20 protein-coding genes are annotated in these 16,575 nt (G+C 72.8%); 10 read left to right on the top strand and 10 right to left on the bottom strand.

What is annotated here, in order from left to right:
- Nucleotides 1-54: 54 nt before the first annotated feature.
- The gene (locus tag OG617_RS05660; RefSeq protein ID WP_405099313.1) at nucleotides 55-909 is read right to left on the bottom strand and encodes a helix-turn-helix transcriptional regulator; all 855 of its coding nucleotides are present in this window, start codon (nucleotides 907-909) and stop codon (nucleotides 55-57) included.
- Nucleotides 910-1,038: 129 nt separating this feature from the next.
- Here OG617_RS05660 and OG617_RS05655 point away from each other — a divergent pair, with 129 nt between their 5' ends.
- Entirely contained in the window at nucleotides 1,039-1,698 is a 660-nt protein-coding gene (locus OG617_RS05655) for an Atu4866 domain-containing protein (RefSeq protein ID WP_405099311.1), read from the top strand.
- A 182-nt stretch (nucleotides 1,699-1,880) separates the two neighbouring features.
- Here OG617_RS05655 and OG617_RS05650 read toward each other — a convergent pair whose 3' ends face one another.
- The gene (locus OG617_RS05650; protein ID WP_405099309.1) at nucleotides 1,881-2,495 is read right to left on the bottom strand and encodes a class I SAM-dependent methyltransferase; all 615 of its coding nucleotides are present in this window, start codon (nucleotides 2,493-2,495) and stop codon (nucleotides 1,881-1,883) included.
- 90 nt (nucleotides 2,496-2,585) lie between these two features.
- Here OG617_RS05650 and OG617_RS05645 point away from each other — a divergent pair, with 90 nt between their 5' ends.
- The 4 genes from OG617_RS05645 to OG617_RS05630 all read left to right on the top strand — a co-directional run bounded on the left by OG617_RS05645 (nucleotide 2,586) and on the right by OG617_RS05630 (nucleotide 5,560).
- Nucleotides 2,586-3,452, top strand: a complete 867-nt coding sequence (locus OG617_RS05645) for a hypothetical protein (protein ID WP_405099307.1) — start codon at nucleotides 2,586-2,588, stop codon at nucleotides 3,450-3,452.
- Between the two features lie 224 nt (nucleotides 3,453-3,676).
- Entirely contained in the window at nucleotides 3,677-3,895 is a 219-nt protein-coding gene (locus OG617_RS05640; RefSeq protein ID WP_350882678.1) for a hypothetical protein, read from the top strand.
- Nucleotides 3,896-4,043: 148 nt separating this feature from the next.
- On the top strand, nucleotides 4,044-4,670 hold the full coding sequence (locus OG617_RS05635) for a class I SAM-dependent methyltransferase (RefSeq protein ID WP_405099304.1): 627 nt from the start codon (nucleotides 4,044-4,046) through the stop codon (nucleotides 4,668-4,670).
- A gap of 326 nt (nucleotides 4,671-4,996) precedes the next feature.
- Nucleotides 4,997-5,560: a hypothetical protein gene (locus OG617_RS05630; RefSeq protein WP_405099303.1), complete on the top strand. Its 564-nt coding sequence runs from the start codon at nucleotides 4,997-4,999 to the stop codon at nucleotides 5,558-5,560.
- Between the two features lie 159 nt (nucleotides 5,561-5,719).
- On the opposite strand, the gene OG617_RS05625 is transcribed toward OG617_RS05630, so the two are convergent.
- A complete protein-coding gene (locus tag OG617_RS05625) occupies nucleotides 5,720-5,965 on the bottom strand; it encodes a GntR family transcriptional regulator (protein WP_405099301.1) in 246 nt (81 codons plus the stop codon).
- Between the two features lie 153 nt (nucleotides 5,966-6,118).
- Here OG617_RS05625 and OG617_RS05620 point away from each other — a divergent pair, with 153 nt between their 5' ends.
- Nucleotides 6,119-6,436, top strand: coding sequence for a hypothetical protein (locus tag OG617_RS05620; RefSeq protein WP_405104121.1), 318 nt, complete (start codon nucleotides 6,119-6,121; stop codon nucleotides 6,434-6,436).
- Between the two features lie 12 nt (nucleotides 6,437-6,448).
- On the opposite strand, the gene OG617_RS05615 is transcribed toward OG617_RS05620, so the two are convergent.
- Nucleotides 6,449-6,820, bottom strand: coding sequence for a DUF4259 domain-containing protein (locus OG617_RS05615; RefSeq protein ID WP_405099299.1), 372 nt, complete (start codon nucleotides 6,818-6,820; stop codon nucleotides 6,449-6,451).
- A gap of 245 nt (nucleotides 6,821-7,065) precedes the next feature.
- Between OG617_RS05615 and OG617_RS05610 the strand changes: the two genes are divergently transcribed.
- Complete coding sequence (locus OG617_RS05610) at nucleotides 7,066-7,440, top strand: nuclear transport factor 2 family protein (protein WP_396682799.1); 375 nt, start codon at nucleotides 7,066-7,068, stop codon at nucleotides 7,438-7,440.
- A 25-nt stretch (nucleotides 7,441-7,465) separates the two neighbouring features.
- On the opposite strand, the gene OG617_RS05605 is transcribed toward OG617_RS05610, so the two are convergent.
- The 6 genes from OG617_RS05605 to OG617_RS05580 form a co-directional block, all read right to left on the bottom strand.
- On the bottom strand, nucleotides 7,466-8,974 hold the full coding sequence (locus OG617_RS05605) for a SulP family inorganic anion transporter (RefSeq protein ID WP_405099297.1): 1,509 nt from the start codon (nucleotides 8,972-8,974) through the stop codon (nucleotides 7,466-7,468).
- Nucleotides 8,975-9,235: 261 nt separating this feature from the next.
- Nucleotides 9,236-9,856: a hypothetical protein gene (locus OG617_RS05600; RefSeq protein WP_405099295.1), complete on the bottom strand. Its 621-nt coding sequence runs from the start codon at nucleotides 9,854-9,856 to the stop codon at nucleotides 9,236-9,238.
- Nucleotides 9,857-10,103: 247 nt separating this feature from the next.
- Complete coding sequence (locus OG617_RS05595) at nucleotides 10,104-11,327, bottom strand: S8 family peptidase (protein WP_405099293.1); 1,224 nt, start codon at nucleotides 11,325-11,327, stop codon at nucleotides 10,104-10,106.
- Nucleotides 11,328-11,433: 106 nt separating this feature from the next.
- Entirely contained in the window at nucleotides 11,434-12,210 is a 777-nt protein-coding gene (locus OG617_RS05590) for a nucleotidyltransferase domain-containing protein (RefSeq protein ID WP_405099291.1), read from the bottom strand.
- 141 nt (nucleotides 12,211-12,351) lie between these two features.
- A complete protein-coding gene (locus tag OG617_RS05585; protein WP_405099289.1) occupies nucleotides 12,352-12,855 on the bottom strand; it encodes a roadblock/LC7 domain-containing protein in 504 nt (167 codons plus the stop codon).
- Nucleotides 12,852-13,190: a hypothetical protein gene (locus OG617_RS05580; protein WP_405099287.1), complete on the bottom strand. Its 339-nt coding sequence runs from the start codon at nucleotides 13,188-13,190 to the stop codon at nucleotides 12,852-12,854. Before OG617_RS05580 ends, OG617_RS05585 begins: the two co-directional genes overlap by 4 nt.
- 630 nt (nucleotides 13,191-13,820) lie before the next feature.
- On the opposite strand from OG617_RS05580, the gene OG617_RS05575 reads away from it, so the two are divergent.
- From OG617_RS05575 to OG617_RS05565, 3 genes are all read left to right on the top strand, one after another.
- Nucleotides 13,821-14,024, top strand: coding sequence for a hypothetical protein (locus tag OG617_RS05575; protein ID WP_161690512.1), 204 nt, complete (start codon nucleotides 13,821-13,823; stop codon nucleotides 14,022-14,024).
- 82 nt (nucleotides 14,025-14,106) lie between these two features.
- Nucleotides 14,107-14,949 carry a histone gene (locus OG617_RS05570; RefSeq protein ID WP_405099285.1) on the top strand — a complete coding sequence of 281 codons (843 nt, stop codon included), beginning with the start codon at nucleotides 14,107-14,109 and terminating at the stop codon, nucleotides 14,947-14,949.
- 124 nt (nucleotides 14,950-15,073) lie between these two features.
- Nucleotides 15,074-16,507: an RNB domain-containing ribonuclease gene (locus OG617_RS05565; RefSeq protein ID WP_405099283.1), complete on the top strand. Its 1,434-nt coding sequence runs from the start codon at nucleotides 15,074-15,076 to the stop codon at nucleotides 16,505-16,507.
- The last annotated feature ends 68 nt before the right edge of the window (nucleotides 16,508-16,575 follow it).

Below are 16,575 nucleotides of genomic sequence, written 5' to 3'. Positions count from 1 at the left end.
TCACGAGGCGTTGCGGAACTGGATTCGTCAGTCCGAGGCCGACGCGGGTGAGCGTCACGACCGGCCCACCGGCGAGATGGTCGAGGAGAACCGCCGGCTCGTGGACAGCATGCCGAGGAGTTTGAGGGCTTCGGCGCTGCGGCTGTTGGGCTCGGCCTGGTAGACGATCAGCTGCTGGTCGGCGGCACCCCGGACGTCGAAGGCGTGGTAGGAGAGGGTCAGGTCGCCTACCGCGTTGTGGCGGAAGGTCTTCGCCTCGTGGGTCTTGCCGCGTACGTCGTTGCGTTCCCACAGTGACCGGAACTCCGGCGCCCGCTCGGTCAGTTCTGCCACCAGTTGCAGCGCCGGCCGGTCGTGCGGGTCGCGGCCGAGGGCGAGGCGCAGGTTCGCCACGCTGGCCTGCGCCGAGCGTTCCCAGTCGGCGAAGAACGTCCGGCCGGCGGGGTCGAGGAACGTCATCCGGGCGTAGTTGTCGGCGCTGGTGAAGTCGCGGTAGAACGCGTCGGCGAGCGCGTTGCGGGCCAGCAGGTCGAGCCGGTGGTTCATGACGATGGCGGGTGTGTCGGGCCAGGCGTCGAGCAGTTCACGCAGGCCGCGCGTCACCTGGGGGCGCGCCGGCGCGGGGGCGACGCCGACCGGGCTGTCGGCCAGGCGGAACAGGTGCTCGCGGGCCTCGGGGCCGAGGTCGAGCGCGCGGGCGATCGCATCCAGGACGGCGGGTGACGGGTTGCGCTCGCGGCCCTGCTCGAGCCGCGTGTAGTAGTCGACGCTCACGCCGGCCAGCACCGCGACCTCCTCGCGGCGCAGCCCGGCCACCCGGCGGGTGCCGGTCGAGACCATCCCGACCTCGTCCGGGTTCAGCCGGGCGCGTCGGGCCGCGAGGAACGCACCGAGTCGGGTTTGAGGCATGTGACCAGCGTAGACGCGCTCCGGGGGCGGGCAGCCAGGGTGTCGCGCACCCGGGGAGAGCCTGGCCTGGTTGCGGCAGCTCCGGCGGCCGAGTGTGGGTGTCAACAACCCCTAGCTCGGAGGTACACCGTGAGCACTCCACTGCTCGACGAGGCAGTCCTGTCGGCCGACCGCAACCGGCCGCTGCTCTTCGTCAACGCCACCATTGACACGCTGGACCCGGTGATCGGGGAGACGACCGGCGCTGACCTGATGATCGTGGGCGCCGAGATCGTCTGCGTCGGGCCCGGGCTGCACACCGCCGCGGAGGACGACAACTCGATCGTGGTCGACTGCACCGGGCTGACCATCGTCTCGATCTTCTCCCCGTCGGTCAGCTCGCTGGCCCCCGGTAATCCGGCCACCTTCGCGGTGGTCCCCTCCCCGTCGACCGACGATCGCGCCGAGAAGGTCGTCCGGTGGCCGTCGCAGGCCGCCGCGATCGTCGTGGACGGGGAGTTCGTCCTGTTCAACGGCGTTTCCCGGGCGTCGTTCATGCCGGCCGCGCCGTCATCCAACTCGCCCTATGTCGGCATGTGGATCAACTCGACCGGGTTCATCCACCAGGAGCTGACCGCCGAGGGCCGCTACGACGAGGCGCGCGGCGGGCGACCGCACGCCTACGAGGGCTCGTACTGGATCGACGGCGACCGCATCGTCTACCGCGACGACCTGGGCTTCTGGGCCTACGGCCAGTTCATCGACGGCGTGCTCCACCACGCCGGATACACCTTCACCCGCCAGTCCTGACGGCCGGCGGCTCCTGACCAGGAGTTCGCGCTGACCGACCGCTGATCGCGGGCGGGATCAGGCTGGGAGCCACGGCTTGTCCCGTGGGACGGGCGCCGTTCAAGGGTGTCCGCCCCACGGGCGGGCAAAACGACCAAAGCAGCCCAGCGGAGGTTGCAAGAGGAACCACTGATCGTGACCCGTCACGGCAGCGGAACGGTTGCGACTGCCGCGATGGCGGCGTGCGGCCGATGAGCGCCTTCGCCGGGCCGCTGCAGGCGCTCAACTTCCGTGAAGCCGGCTCGCGCCAGCCGCTCGGAGAACTCGTCAACGGGCCAGCGATAGGCGGTCACGACTTTGTGGTCGAAGGCGGCGACCTCGTCACCTACGAAGAAACCGATCACCAACGTTCCGGCCGGGGCCATTGCTCGCCGGAACTCAGCGAGCATGCCGTCGAGATCTTGCGGCGGCAGGTGGATCAGCGAGCCCCAGGCCAGGATGCCGGCGGTGGAGTGGTTGGCAACGTCGAGGACTTCCATCGACCCGAGCTGGTACCTGCCGCCCGGGTGGGCCGCCTGCGCATGGGCGATGAACTCGGGGACCATGTCGATTCCCGTTGCGTCGACGCCCAACGAGCGAAGGTAACCGGTGATATGGCCAGGCCCGCAGCCCAGATCCAGCACCGTGCCAGGTCGGCCCGCCAGATGTCGCCCGATGAAGGCGAGGTCGTCGGCGTGTACCTGCTGGCTCGTACCGAACAGCCTGATGTAGAGCTCTGCGACGGACGAATAGGCCTGCCGGACCTGCTCCAGGTTCACCGCGTGACTGTAGCTGTCGGAGTGGGCAGAGGCCGGAGCGCTGGAACCACTCGACCCTAGGCATTGGTGGGTTCGGGGGAGATCCGGACCATGCTCGGCGACATCTCGCGGCAGCGCGTCCACCAGATCACCAGCCGGGGATCCCTGGCGGGGTACGACCGCCGTGGGCGTTTGCATCCCTGTGCGTACCGTTTGGTCGTGCCCGCCATGATCGATGCCTTCGTGGCCCGTCGCCGCCGCCCGATCCTCGTCATCGTGCTGGTCGCGACGGCTGCGGTGGTCCTGGCGCTCCTGCTTCAGGAGGGCAGCCCGAAGGTGGTCGACCTGTTCGCTGTCGTGGTCGGCTCCGCTGCGGTCCTGCTGGTGCTGTCCATGCTGAGCTGGGGGCGCTCCCGTCCGGCCGTGCTGGTCGTCGACTCGCAGCACCGGGCCTTTCGGGCCCCGCAGAGCGCGACCGACGTGTACTTCGCCGCCGCGTACGTCGTTCTGCTGTGCCTGCCGATCGCCATGCTGTCGTCCTCCTCAGGCCAGGATCTGGCCTGGCCCCTGGTTTCGTGCTTGGTGTGGGCCTACCTGGCCGCGCTCCGCGTCATCGACGCCTGGCGAGGTACCCACCTGCACCTGCGCTCCGAGGGTATCGAGGAGCGAACGGCCCAAAGTTCGCTGTTCGTGCCCTGGGACGCCTTGCAGGCCGGGCATCCGCAGCGGCCGTCGCCGCGCGCCCACCAGCTCACGTTGTCCTACTCACACCCTCACCGAGTGGGCCGCCGAGGACTTGGTTCGGGGAAGCGGCTGCCGATCGACACCGTGCATCCGTGGTTCATCGCCGACGTTATGCGCCATTACGCCGAGTACGCCGAACACCGCGCCGCTATCGGCACACCCGACGAGTACCGCCGGCTCCTTGGCCGGCTGGCCGACGGGACTGGCACCCCGTACCCGGACGACAATCCCTAGACCGACCATCAAGCATCAGGTGGGACGCATCAGCCTCACGAGGTGATACCGGCGGCCCGGTCGGCGCCGCAGGTCAGAGCCCGTTTGCTCGTGCTGAGTGAGGACTCTGTGGCGCACAGACCAGGATCGGGCGAGGGGCCGGGGCGCGGATGCGGGGGCTCGTCCGGGCCGGGCGGCCTGGACACGATCCTGGCGGTACTCGCGTCTCCTGGTACGGTCGCGAGGTGAACGTCGAGGAGCACTGGTGGAATGGGGAAGCGACGCCGCGGGGACGTCGCGACATCTACATCCGTACTGATGGTCAGCGCTGGGAAGTTCAGGCGCAGATCGGTGGTGCACAAGGTCGTTCGAAGGTGCTGGAATGTTCCAGCCGCAGCTCGGCGAGCATCCTCGCCGGGGCCTGGCGCGGGAGTAGCCCGACCTGGCGCGAACTGCCTCACTGAGCGTCGTTTCCGTCAGACTGAGGGTAGTGGCAGCGGCCGGAGGCCGCCCGCCGGGCAGCAGTCCGCAGGCGGGCGGTTTCCGGCTGTACGGGCACACGGAGCGGGCATCGGATCGGCAACGGGCATCGGGACTCGTAGTCTCGCCAGGATGGGCGGCAACGACGAGCGGGACCTGGTTCGACGTGGTTACGACGCGCTTTCCTACCACTACCGTGCGGACGATGCCGACGACGGCCAGTACGCGTCCTGGCTCGCCGACCTGCACCAGCGCCTGCCGACCTCGGCGGCGGTCCTCGACCTCGGCTGTGGCTGCGGCGTGCCGGTCGCCCGTTTCCTCGCCCACGCCGGGCACCGGGTCACCGGCATCGACATCAGCGACGTGCAGATCGAACGGGCCCGCCGCCTGGTGCCCACCGCCATCTTCCTGCGCGCGGACGCGACCCAGCTCGACCTGGCACCGGAGTCGTTCGACGCCGTGGTCTGCCTTTACGCCCTCATCCACATGCCCCTGCCCGACCAGCCGCGTCTGGCCGAGCGGATCGCGACGTGGCTACGCCCCGGCGGCTGGCTGTTGACCACCGTCGGCCACGACGCGTGGACCGGCACCGAGGACTCCTGGCTCGACGGTCCCGCCGCCATGTGGTGGAGCCAGGCGGACACCCCCACCTACCGTTCCTGGCTGCGGCACGCCGGATTGACTGTCACCGCCGAGGCATTCGTCCCCGAGGGCGCGAGCGGGCACACCCTGTTCTGGGCGCGGCGACCGGTGCGCTGATCGGGTGGGTCGGACGTTCCGCGTTCCGGGGAGCGTCGCTGCGCGCCTCGCCGGCAACGGCACGCGACACGTGCTCTCCAGTCGTGACCTCGGCTCAGGCAGGGCGGATGTCGGGCCGTTGTTACGATCTTGCCGTGCCCACACACCCCACCCCACCAGGCCGAATGCAGTCTGGTCCCTGGCAGCCAGTCGACGGGCGAGCCGTCCGTCCGGGACCGGCCGAGCACAATCCGTACCCGTACGGATACGTTCCCACCGGAGCGCCCCCGACCGGTCCCGTTCCGGCGGCGGGCGCCTGGTCGGCCGGCAAATCGGTCCGGAGGACCATGCTGGTGGTGCTGCTCGGCCTGGCCGTCGTCGGGCTGAGTACCGCCGTCGCGTACGCCACGGCCGGCTGGCCGAAGGCGGTGCCGATCAGCACCGGCCTCGCCCTCTGCGTCGTCTTTGCGTCGGTCGTAGGTGTGTTGCACCGGGCGGCGTGGCTGGCCTTCCTCGCGATGGTTCCCGCCCTGTTCGTCCTCGTGGGGTCGGTGCAGTTCGCCCCCGAGGCGGTGCTGGAGGCGCGCGGCGTTCGTCAGCAGGTGGCCATCGTCAACGTCGAGGTTGTCGGTAAGCGACACGCGTTCACCCTCCGGGGCGAGGACGGGCCGCTCGACGAGCCACTGATCTATCGGGGCAGCAACCCCGGCTACCAGCTCGGCGACACCCTGGTCGTGCTCACCGACCCGGACGGGGTGGTCCCGCTCCAGGACGCCGATAAGGTCGACTCCCGTGGGATGCTGGTGGCACTGGCACTCGGTGCCGCCGGCTGGACCGTCATCACACTGCTCGCCGGCTGGCGCGGGCACGTCCGCCGCCGCAAGGGCCGGTTCGATACCCTGATCATCTAGCCAATGCCGGCCGGGACCCGTGCCCGGGGGACAAGCCGGGACCTCTCGGTGCGCTCGTCCGGGAAGGGCTCGATGTCCCATCGCCGGCCAACATCTGCCATCGCCCGAGACGGCGGTGGCCCCGGCCGGCCCGGTTTTCGGCGGTAGTCGACCGCATGCTCAGCCCTGCGGTTCGCGCGGCTCTGGTTCGTCGGTCACAAAGACGCCCTGGCCCTGCTGCCCGTACACCAGGTTGCGCGCGTGCAATTCCTTCACGGCCCGGTGCGCCGTGGACCGCGCGATTTTGTAGATCTCGCCCAGCTCGGAGACCGAGGGCAACTGCTGCCCGCTCGGGTACTCGCCCGATCTGATCCTCTGCTCGATGTCGTCGGCGACACGTCGGTAGTGCGGCGGTCTGGTTGCCATGATCAGCTCTCCTGGACTTCAGCGAAGATCATGCTTCCAGGTCCGGACGCGGATGGACAAGCCAGCGAGCCGGCAAGTGAGCACAGTGAAAACTTGACCCGCCCGGCGGAGACGGTGGAGGGACTGCGCCGGAGGGGGAAGCCGGTGGACGGCCTGCCCTCCCCGGGTGACGTCGTGCTGGTCACCCGGGCCGCGTCGGTGCAGTTCGTCCGGCCGGTGATGTTCCGCGTGATCCGGGTGGTCACGGAGTGGGTCACCTACGACGGCTGGACCTGGCTGCACGGCTATTCGCTCGACGAGCGCGGCAACGCCGTCGAGAAGCGGGACCTCTTCGTGTGGCCGGTGGGCCTCCAGCTCATGCGCCGGCCGGCCGCGCCTCCCCCGCGCCGGACCAACCAGCGGCCGGCGGCCCCGACCCGCCGGCCCGCGCCCGTACCCGCGCCGGGCCCACGCCAACCGGTACGCCGGTGAACGGCGACCGCGTCAGCTCTTGCTGATCGCCAACTCGGCCAACTGGTCGAAGGTGCGTACGAGGACCTCGCGCCGCTGCGCCCGGTGCTCCGGGCCGGGTTCCAGGCCGTCGATCGACCCGTCCCAGACGGCCAGGAACCGGGTCTTCCAGGCGGCGATGGTGGCCGGGTCGGGCAGGACGGCCCCGACGTAGTTCTGCCGCGCGACGAGGTGGAGCAGCTCCAGGTTGCAGGGCACCGCGACGCCCCAGTAGTCGTCCGGCTCGATCCCGGACGGGTCGCCGGACATCGCCTCGGCGACCTCGGCGATCAGCCGGTTGGTCAGGTCCGACAGGTGGTCGGCCGCCGTGTCGTCGTCGAAGTTCCCGCTGCCCCAGGTTCCCATGGTGTCCGCACCCTCTCCGTTCTCAAGTCCGACCGGCATTGAAGCAGGTCCCACCGACGGTTCTCCCGGGCCGCCGGTTGGCCCGTGCGGCCCGGGAGACTCGCATAGGGTCGTGACGTCGGGGCCCGGCCGTCGTCCCGAACCATCGGTACGCCGGGGCGGGCCGGGCAACCGGCGGCCGAGTGACAGCACCTCGGGTGGCGGCCGGGCTTGCCGACGAGGTCTGGTCTGAGGAGGAGGACACGATGCCGGACAGCGAACGTGAGGCCGAGCTTTTCGACGCCGAGCGCCGGCTTCAGGCCGCCCAACGGGCGGGGGACGTGGCCGCCTTCGGCGAGCTGCTCGACGAGCGCCTGATCGCCTTCGGCCCGGACGGGAACAGGTTCACCAAGCAGGACGACCTGATCGCCCACCGCGACCGGACCTCCGTCATCGACGAACTGGTGGAGGAGGAGCTGGACCTGATCGTCGAGGGGACGACCGGGGTGACGTTCTTCCTGGGCCGGGTGACGGGGACCTTCGGTGGCGTCCCGGTCACGGCGAGGCTCCGGTACACCAGGACGTGGACGTACGGCGATCGCGGCTGGCGGATCCTGGCGGCCCACATCAGCCCGGCCTGAGCGCGGCCCGGCCCACGGGACGGGGTCACTCGGTGGCGTCGACCGTCCGGGGCCGGTCCTCCTCGGCCGGGCGCGGGGCGACGATCTGCACGGACACCCCCGCGTTGCCGTTGTGCGTCTCGATCCAGGCGTCCAGCGCCGACCGGCAGGCGAGGTCCACGTGCCGCAGGCCGCGCAGGTCCAGCCGTACGGTCCGGTCGGCCGGCATCCCGTTCAGCGTGGTGAGGATCGTGGGCAGCCGCAGGAACGTCGCGTTCCCGGAGATCGCGACGTCGATCGGCCCGGCCCGGCCGTCCCGCACGGTGACCCGCACGTGGGACGTCTCCCACGCCGTCTTGACGATGGCCAGGCCGAGGCCGACGAGCACGCCGACGAACATGTCGGTGGTGAGGATGGACACGGCGGTCACCGCGAGCACCACCACCTCGCCCCGGTGCCCCCGCCACAGCTCCGGTACCGCCCGCAGCGGCAGCAGCTTCACCCCGGCGTGGACGAGCACGGCGGCGAGCGCGGGTAGTGGGATCAGCCCGAGCAGGCCGGGCGCGGCGGCGGCGAACAGCAGCAGCCACACCCCGTGCAGTACCCGGGACGCCTTCGTCCGCGCGCCGGCCCGCACGTTCGCGGAGCTGCGCACGATGACCGCCGTCATCGGCAGCGCGCCCAGCAGGCCACAGACGGTGTTGCCGGCGCCCTGCGCCACCAGCTCCTTGTCGAAGTCGGTGCGCGGGCCCTGGTGCAGCCGGTCGACCGCCGCCGCGCTGAACAGGCTCTCCGCCGACGCGAGCAGGGTGAACGTCCCAATGGTGGCGAGGACGCCCAGGTCCGCCAGCGTGCCCCAGTCCCCGAGGGAGGGCTGCACCGCCGCGAGCAGTCCTTCGACCTGGATGGTGTGCACCGGCAGGCGCAGCGCGGCGGTCACCACGGCCGCGACCGCCACGGCGACCAGCGCGCCGGGGACCGTCCGGAGCCGGCCGGGCAGGGCGTCCCAGAGCACCATGACCACGAGGGTGGCCACGCCGACGGCGAGCGAGAGCCGGGCAGTGTCGGACGTGACGAGGTCGCCCGCAAGCCCGGGCAGGGCGGTGAACTTGCCCAGCCCGGAGTGCGGCGCGGTGCCACCGGCGAGGACGTGGAGCTGGCCGGCGATGAGCAGCAGGCCGATGCCGGCGAGCATGCCCTGCACCACGGCCACGGAGATGGCCCGGAACCAGCGGCCGAGCCGCAGCAGCCCGAGGGCGACCTGGAGCAGCCCGGCGACCAGCACGATCGTGCCGAGGCCGGCCAGTCCGTAGCGGTCCACGGCCTCGGCGACCAGCACGGTCAGCCCGGCTGCCGGGCCGCTGACCTGCATGCTGCTGCCGGGCATGAACCCCACGACCAGGCCGCCGACCACGCCGGTGACCAGGCCCAGTTCGGCGGGTACGCCGGAGGCGACGGCGATGCCCACGCAGAGCGGCAGCGCGACGAGGAAGACGACGAGGGAGGCGGGCAGGTCGGCGCGCAGCGCACGCCAGGACTGGGCGGAAGGCAGCATGGTCCACTCCGGAAGGCAGCGGGGGAGCAACGGGTCGGCGCACCACCGCCCGGCGGAGACCGGGCGTACCGCCGACGACGGTCGGCGGTACGAGGGCGGAGGTGCGCGTGGTCGGCGGGCGACCGCGTGGTCGGCGGTGTGCGGTGTGCTCCGGCGTTTCCGGGCTGCGCCGCTGTCGCCGCCCGTCCTGTCGGCCGACCTGGGCGACCTCAGCGGGCGGGCGGGCGGGTGGCTGCGGCGGGGACGCCCGGGGCACGCCGGTCAGCAGCGCAGGATGCTCAGCCGGATCGGGTCGGGGGCCGCGTCCGCGGTGAGCGGACGGCCGTCGGCGGTGTTGTCCCTGCGGTACGACACGTCGGGCGGCGTCGACGTCTCCTGTTCCACCGGGTCGCGGCGGTCGGTCGTCGGGTTGCTCCGCCCGGGGCGGGTGACCGACCCGTACGCCCTGCCGTCGAAGCTCGCCCCCACGGTCCCCTGCGGCGACCGGCCGGTCCGCGCGGCGAGGGCGGTCACGTCGAGGTACGCCGCGAACCGCACCCGGTCAGCCCGGGCGGGAACCGGGGCGAGGCTGGCCTGCGCGGGAACCGGGGCGAGGTCGGCCCGCACCTGGCGTGGCGCGGCGCCGGTCCGCGTGGTTGGCGCGGTGACGGCGGCTCGCGGCTCGGGTGTCGGCGTGTCGGTGGGTGTCGGTGCGTGGGTGGAAACCGGCGGGTGAGTGGAGACCGGCGCGTGGGTGGGTGGCGGTGCGTCGACCGACGCCCGGGCGTGGGTCGCGACGAGTCCCTGGACGGCCGGGGCGAACGGTGGGCGGGAGGCGAAGCCGAGGTGCAGCAGGAGCGCGCAGGCGAGCAGCGGGGCGACGGCGACGAGTCTGTGCTGCACCGCTCACCCCCAGGCCGTGACGTGTGCCCGCGGGACCGCACGCCCACGTCGTGGGGACCAACCCGCCGCCGGGGGCATCGGTTACGCCCGTTCCAGCAGGTGAACAGGGCTGGCGGGAGGCCGGCAGGTGGAACGGCTCTCGGGCCGGTGCCGCCGACGTGATCGCGCCCGTCGCGGCCTGACGCCGGACGCGGTGCGGCCCCGGAGCGATCGAGCGCTCCGGGGCCGCACCAGGGGGGTGGGAGGATCAGCTGGTGGGGGAGAGGTACAGCAGGCGGTTCGGGGAGCCGGTGCCCGGGCTGCCCACCACGCCGGAGGTGGCGGTGGAGACCAGGTACGACGCCACCTGGGCCGGGGTCCAGGTCGGGTTGTTCTGCAGGACGCGGGCGGCGGCGCCGGCCACGTGCGGCGAGGCCATCGAGGTGCCGCTGATGGTGTTGGTCGCCGTGGTGCTGGTGTACCAGGCGGACAGGATGCTGGTGCCCGGCGCGAAGATGTCCACGCAGGTGCCGTAGTTCGAGTACGACGCCCGGGCGTCGTTGCTCTGCGTCGCGCCGACGGTGATGGCGGTGGCGGTGGAGGCCGGCGAGTAGTTGCAGGCGTTGGCGTTGGAGTTGCCGGCGGCCACCGCGTAGGTGACGCCGTCGGCGACGGAGTTCGCCACGGCGGTGTTCAGCGCGGTGTTGAGCCCGCCGCCGAGGCTCATGTTCGCCACCGCCGGCTGGCCGGCCTGGTGGTTGGAGGTCACCCAGTTGACCCCGGCGATGACGCCGGCGTTGGTGCCGCTGCCGGCGCAGTTGAGCACCCGCACGGCCACCAGCCGGACGTTCTTGGCGACGCCGTACGTCGAGCCGCCGACCGTGCCGGAGACGTGGGTGCCGTGGCCGTTGCAGTCGGCGGCCGGCAGGGCGTTGTCGACCGCGTCGTAGCCGTCGACGGCCCGCCCGCCGAAGTTGGTGTGGGTGGTCAGGATGCCGGTGTCGATGATGTACGCGGTGACGCCCGACCCGGTGCTGGTGTAGCTGTACGCGCTGTTCAGCGGCAGGTTGGTCTGGTCGATCCGGTCCAGGCCCCACGGCGGGTTGGTCTGGGTGGTCTGGAGGGTGACCTCGTGGTTCTGCTCGACCCAGGCGACTGCCGGGTCGGCGGCGAGCCGCTTGGCGGCGGCCTCGGACAGTCGAGCCTCGAAGCCGTTGAGCGCCTCGCCGTACACCTGGGCGACGTCGCCGCCGTAGCGCTTCGCGAGCTTGTCCGCGGAGTTGGTGACGGCGGCGGCCCGGGTGCCGGCCTTGCCGCCGACGGCGGCGTCGTTCAGAACGACGATGTAGCTGGAGGGGACGGCGGTGGCACCGCCGGCGGAGCGGATCTCACCGGTCGTCGGTGCGGCTGTCGCCGGGCCGCCGATCATGGCCGTTGCCATCGCGGATACGGTCAGCACGCCGAGGGCAGCGACCTTGCGGGGGAGCGTCATCTGTCGGTCTCCTCTGTCGTCGACCGCGTCGGAGCTGGTCGTACGCGGTCCGAGATCGTGATGACAGGCTATCGACATATCCACGTTTGGCTATATATCAGTAAGGTCATAGCATCGCGTGCAGCTCGTCGAGGACGGTCCGCTGGAAGGCCCGCGCGGCCTGGCCACCCGGCGGCGGGCCGCCGTGCCGGGCGGCGATCGCCCGCTCGACCAGCGCCGCCCCGGGATGCCCCCGCTCCACCAGCCGCCGCCCGGCCGCGACCTTGGGCAGCCACACCCCGTCGCGGCAGCGCACCAGCGAGCGGCAGGCGCCGAGCACGGCGTCCTCGGCGCCGGCAGCCGGCACGTCGCCGGGCGGCGTCGGCAACGCGAGCCACCAGGTCAGCGCGTCCACCAGCAGTCGGCGCAGGTCGGCCGGCGTCAGGTCGGCGAACGTCTCCGCCGCCGGGGGCCCGGCCAGGGCCAGCCCGCCGGAGTGCAGGATGCTGCGGTCCAGCCCGTACCAGAACCGGCCGTCCGCCGCCGGCCGCCCGTCGCCGGACCAGGTCACCCGGAACGGCATCCGGGCGCCGGTGTTCAGCTCGACCTCGAAGCCCGGCTCCGGGGTGCCGGAGCGGGCCACCTCCCGCCGGTAGACGACCAGCTCCAACCCGCGCGCCGGGCAGGGCAGCGACTCGTGCCGCAGCCGGGCCACCAGCTCCCGCTTGCGCCCGTCGGCCAGGGCATGCGCGCAGACCAGCGCCACGTCGACGTCGCTGCGCCCCGCCTGGTACGCGCCGAGGGCGACCGAGCCGGCCGCGTACGCCCCCACCAGGTCGGTGCCGAGCACGTCGCGGGCCGCCCCGACCAGGTCGGTCAGGTACCGCCGTACGTCCGGGTCCATGCCGCATTGTGGCGTGCCGGCCCGGGGCGGGTGGCCCCGGGCCGGCACGAGGGGTCGACCGGCCGTGGCGTCGGCGAGGCCGGACCGTGGCGGTGCCCGCCCGTGTGTTCCCGGTCCGTCAGCTCGCCGGCAAGTGCCGGGTCACCGTTGCCGGGAGGTCGGCGTCACGCCGTCGAGCAGGACGGCGAGCCGCTCGGCCACCTGCGGGGCGTGCAGGTGCAGCCGGGCCACGTTGATGGTGTCGCCCCCGACCACGGCGAGCAGCGCCTGCGCGCTGACCGCGTAGACGCTCAGGTAGCCGAGGGCGTTGCGGACCGTGGACTGTTGGAAGTCGCCCTGGCCCAGCCGCAGGCCGACCTGGCGACCCAGGCCGTACGTGGTCGCCGCGAGCGCCGCCAGGTCGCTCGGGTCGATGTCGGTCTGCAGGTTGTGGGTGATCATCAGACCGTCCACCCCGCCCAGCACGCAGCCGTGCACCCCGGGGATCTGCACGCGAAGCTCGGCCAGCTCCTGACCGATCTGCGGGTACGGCAGCGCCGGGTTCCCGGCGAGCGACGGTGGGAGCGACCGGGGCGGCGGCATCCCTCCGGGCTGCCGGGCGGTGCGGCGAGGGAGGGCCGTCCCGATGTTGTCCAATCCGCTCACAACTCCAGGTTCTCCTCGATGGTGCGCAACTGGTGACGGGCCATCGCCAGGTTGGCCCGGCTCTTGCTCACCATCAGGTAGAGGAAGAGCCCCTTGCCGGTGCGGCTGCTCACCGGCCGGATCAGGTGGTACTGGCCGCCGAGCGTGATGAGGATGTCCTCGATCTCGTCGTCGAGGTTCAGCATCTCGATGGTGCGCATCTTGGCGCGTACCACGTCGGTGTTGCCGGCGGCAGCGACGGTCAGGTCGATCTCCCCGGTGCCGCCGGCCACGCCGAGCGTCATGCCGCTGTTGTAGTCGACGAGCGCCACCCCGATCGCCCCATCGATACTCATCGCGCTCTTCAGCGCAATGTCAAGGTTCGCCACAGTTCTTCCCCCCAGCTATGACGGGCCGGCGCCACCGTCTCCGTGCCGAGGGTCACCCCTCGGTGACAGGTGGCGCGACGCCGTGAAAATGCTCCGACGAGGCTCGCACACGGCAGGTTCCGGCGCACCCGAGGGTGATCGCATCGACCTGAGCGGACGAAGCGACTGGTCCCGCCAGTCCCGTAAGTGGGACGCTCCGACGGATGGTTGATCTCGGGTCCAGCTGATATGAAGTTCCCCAGGTCGGGCGGTATGGGGCAACAGCCTCTTTGGCTAACCTCGCGGTCTCCTCCGACACCGCCGTCAGGCCGACCAGCTCACCGCCCGGCGGACCCGGTCCCGCGTCGTCCTCCGTGTCGCACCCCGGGATTGTGCGCCATCGCCCGCCGCCCGGCTGCCCCGCCCGGCTGCCCCGCCCGGCCCTTCCGTGGCCGCCCCGACGGCGGGCCCGGGCCGCCCGGCGGGGTCGCGACGTACCCGGTCCGGCGGGTTTCGCGGTTCCGGCCCGGCCGCTGACCAGCACGTCTACTGTGGAAGCCGCCACCGGTTCTGGTTGAACCGGTGGCGGCCGGGCGGTTCGCGGTGCACAGTGATCCCATGAGCGACAGCGGAAGTGGTGGGCACTACTACTGGTGCACCCGACACCACCGGGTCGAGACCGATGCCGACGTCTGCGCGGCGAGGCACGTGCTCGGTCCGTACGCCTCGGCAGCCGACGCGGAGAACGCCCTGCAACAGGTGCGGGAGCGTAACGACGCGTGGGACGCCGCGGACGCCCGCTGGGCCGGGGAGGACAGATAAGCGGCGCGGGACCGCCCGCGTCGAGGAACTCCGTGCCCCGCGAGGCGGCACGCGAGCGCATGTCCCCAAGGAGGGAACCCAGATGGCCGAAGCACAAAAGGCCACCACCCGCCCGGCCGCCAAACGTACGCCCGCGAAGAAGACCGCCACGGCCGGGCGGGCCGCGGGCGGGACCCGTGCCACGGCCGCGCGCCCCTCGGGGACGGCCGGCGCGGCCCGGGGGTCGACCGTGACCAAGGCGTCCCCCAACGCCTCCGGCGCCGGGGCTGGCCGGGTGCCGGCGAAGACGGCGGTCGCGAGGAAGGCCGCCGCGACGAAGATCGCCACACGTAAGGCCCCGGCCTCGAAGACCGCCGCGAAGAAGGCCCCGGCCACCAGGACCACGGCGAAGACGGCCCCGGCAGCCCGGAGCACGGCGAAGAAGACGACCGCCGCCGCGGGCCCGGCGACGAAGCGGACCACCACCGCAGCCGCGGGCACTGCGGCGAAGCCCACCGGGGCGAAGTCCACCGCGGCGGCGAAGGCCACCGCGAAGAAGGCGCCGGCGGCGAAGAAGGCGGGCGCGGCGGCGACGAAGACGACCACCGTGGCCAGGAAGGCCCCGGCGAAGAAGACGACCGCCGCGAAGAAGACGACCGCCGCGAAGAAGACGACCGCCGCGAAGAAGACCACCGCCGCGACGAAGGCCGCCTCGACCCGGCCCACCGGCGGCGCCCGCAAGGCAGCCGCGAAGAAGGCCCCGGCGAAGAAGGCGACCGCCACCTCGTCGAGCACCACCCGCAAGGCTGCGGCGGCGAAGAAGGCCCCGGCGAAGAAGACCACGGCGAAGAAGGCGACGGCCCGGACGGCTGCGCCCCGGACGGCGGCGGCCCGCGCGAGCGCGCCGCGCGGCACCCGGGCGACGGCCCGCAAGGCCACCGGCTGAGCGAGGCCGCCCGTCGCTGACCGCCCGTCGCCGGCCCCGCCACCCGCACCGGTACGCGGCCCGGCGGCGGGTCCGCGAGGTGCCGGGGGAGCGGATCGCCCGTTCCGCTGTCAGGATTGACCCCGTGGTGATCCGACGCGTACTGGCGCCCCGCATCGACTTCAGCGCGCTGCGCCGCGAGCTGGGGCTGCCCGAGCAGTTCCCGCCCGCGGCGCAGCGCGAGGCCGAGGCGGCGGCAGCCGCGCCGCCCCGGCCCGCCGTCGACCGCACCGACGTCCCGTTCGTCACCGTCGACCCGGCCACCTCGCGGGACCTCGACCAGGCGATGCACCTCGCCCGCCGCCCCGGCGGCGGCTTCCGGGCCCGGTACGCGATCGCGGACGTCGCCGCGCACGTGCGCCCCGGCGGCGCGCTGGAGGAGGAGACCTGGCGGCGGGGGCAGACCGTGTACCTGCCCGACGGCAACGTGCCCCTGCACCCGCACACCCTGAGCGAGGGCGCGGCCAGCCTGCTGCCGAACGAGGACCGGGCGGCCGTGGTGTGGACCATCGACCTCGACGCCGACGGCGACACGGTCGCCGTCACGCTGGAACGCGCCCTGGTGCGCAGCCGCGCCAAGCTGGACTACGCGGGCGTCCAGGCCGACGCCGACGCCGGGCGACTGCCCGAGCCGATCGCCCTTCTGCCCGAGATCGGCGCCCTGCTCACCGCGCGCGGACTGCGCCGGGGCGCGGTGAACCTGCCGCTGCCGGAGCAGGACGTCGAGGCGGACGGCGACGGCTGGCGGCTGGTGCTGCGCGGGCCGGTGCCGATGGAGGACCACAACGCCCAGATCTCCCTGCTCACCGGGATGGCCGCCGCCGACCTCATGCTGGCCGGCGGGATCGGGCTGCTGCGCACCATGCCGGCGCCGAAGCCGGAGGCGGTGGCCCGGCTGCGCACCGCAGCCGCCGCGCTCGGCGTCGACTGGCCGGCCGGTGTGGGCGTCGGCGAGGTACTCGCCGGGCTGGACGCCTCGAAGCCCCGGGCGGCGGCGTTCGTCGACCAGGCGGCCGAGCTGATGCGCGGCGCCGCGTACACGGCGTTCGACGGCGTGCCGCCCGAGCAGCCGCAGCACGGCGGGGTCGCCGCCGCGTACGCCCACGTCACCGCGCCGCTGCGCCGGCTGGCCGACCGGTACGCCACCGAGGTGTGCCTGGCCCTGCACGAGGGGCGGGCGGTGCCCGACTGGGCCCGGGCGGTGCTGCCGAAGCTGCCGGAGGTGATGGCCGCGACCGACCGGGCCGCAGGCGCGGCCACCCGGGGCGCGGTCGAGCTGGCCGAGGCGGTGCTGCTGGAGCACCGGGTCGGTGAGACGTTCGACGCGGCGGTGCTCGACGTGGACACCCCGCCGAACGGCCAGCCGAAGCCGGGCCGGCAGCCCGGCGGCACGGTGGCCCTGGACTCCCCGTCGGTGCGGGCCCGCTGCACCGGCGAGCTGCCGCTGGGGGAGCGGGTCCGGGTCCGGCTGGTCACTGCCGACCCGGTTGCCCGGAAGATCCTGTTCGCACTGGCCTGAGCGCGACCCGTCGGCCTGATCATGGGCCGTGACCAGCGAAGATTCTCACACCGGCGGACGCCGCCAGG

Source organism: Micromonospora sp. NBC_01412 (assembly GCF_045040215.1).
GTDB classification, from domain to species: domain Bacteria; phylum Actinomycetota; class Actinomycetes; order Mycobacteriales; family Micromonosporaceae; genus Micromonospora; species Micromonospora rubida.
The sequence above is the reverse complement of the archived record's forward strand: the minus strand, read 5'-3'. Positions and strand labels throughout refer to the sequence as shown.

Excerpts from the sequence above, each read along its gene's own strand:
- OG617_RS05660 (WP_405099313.1), bottom strand. The coding sequence starts at position 909 with ATGCCTCAAACCCGACTCGGTGCGTTCCTCGCGGCCCGACGCGCCCGG.
- OG617_RS05645 (WP_405099307.1), top strand. The coding sequence starts at position 2,586 with ATGCTCGGCGACATCTCGCGGCAGCGCGTCCACCAGATCACCAGCCGG.
- OG617_RS05635 (WP_405099304.1), top strand. The coding sequence starts at position 4,044 with ATGGGCGGCAACGACGAGCGGGACCTGGTTCGACGTGGTTACGACGCG.
- OG617_RS05630 (WP_405099303.1), top strand. The coding sequence starts at position 4,997 with ATGCTGGTGGTGCTGCTCGGCCTGGCCGTCGTCGGGCTGAGTACCGCC.
- OG617_RS05625 (WP_405099301.1), bottom strand. The coding sequence starts at position 5,965 with ATGGCAACCAGACCGCCGCACTACCGACGTGTCGCCGACGACATCGAG.
- OG617_RS05615 (WP_405099299.1), bottom strand. The coding sequence starts at position 6,820 with ATGGGAACCTGGGGCAGCGGGAACTTCGACGACGACACGGCGGCCGAC.
- OG617_RS05610 (WP_396682799.1), top strand. The coding sequence starts at position 7,066 with ATGCCGGACAGCGAACGTGAGGCCGAGCTTTTCGACGCCGAGCGCCGG.
- OG617_RS05605 (WP_405099297.1), bottom strand. The coding sequence starts at position 8,974 with ATGCTGCCTTCCGCCCAGTCCTGGCGTGCGCTGCGCGCCGACCTGCCC.
- OG617_RS05595 (WP_405099293.1), bottom strand. The coding sequence starts at position 11,327 with ATGACGCTCCCCCGCAAGGTCGCTGCCCTCGGCGTGCTGACCGTATCC.
- OG617_RS05590 (WP_405099291.1), bottom strand. The coding sequence starts at position 12,210 with ATGGACCCGGACGTACGGCGGTACCTGACCGACCTGGTCGGGGCGGCC.
- OG617_RS05580 (WP_405099287.1), bottom strand. The coding sequence starts at position 13,190 with ATGAGTATCGATGGGGCGATCGGGGTGGCGCTCGTCGACTACAACAGC.
- OG617_RS05575 (WP_161690512.1), top strand. The coding sequence starts at position 13,821 with ATGAGCGACAGCGGAAGTGGTGGGCACTACTACTGGTGCACCCGACAC.
- OG617_RS05570 (WP_405099285.1), top strand. The coding sequence starts at position 14,107 with ATGGCCGAAGCACAAAAGGCCACCACCCGCCCGGCCGCCAAACGTACG.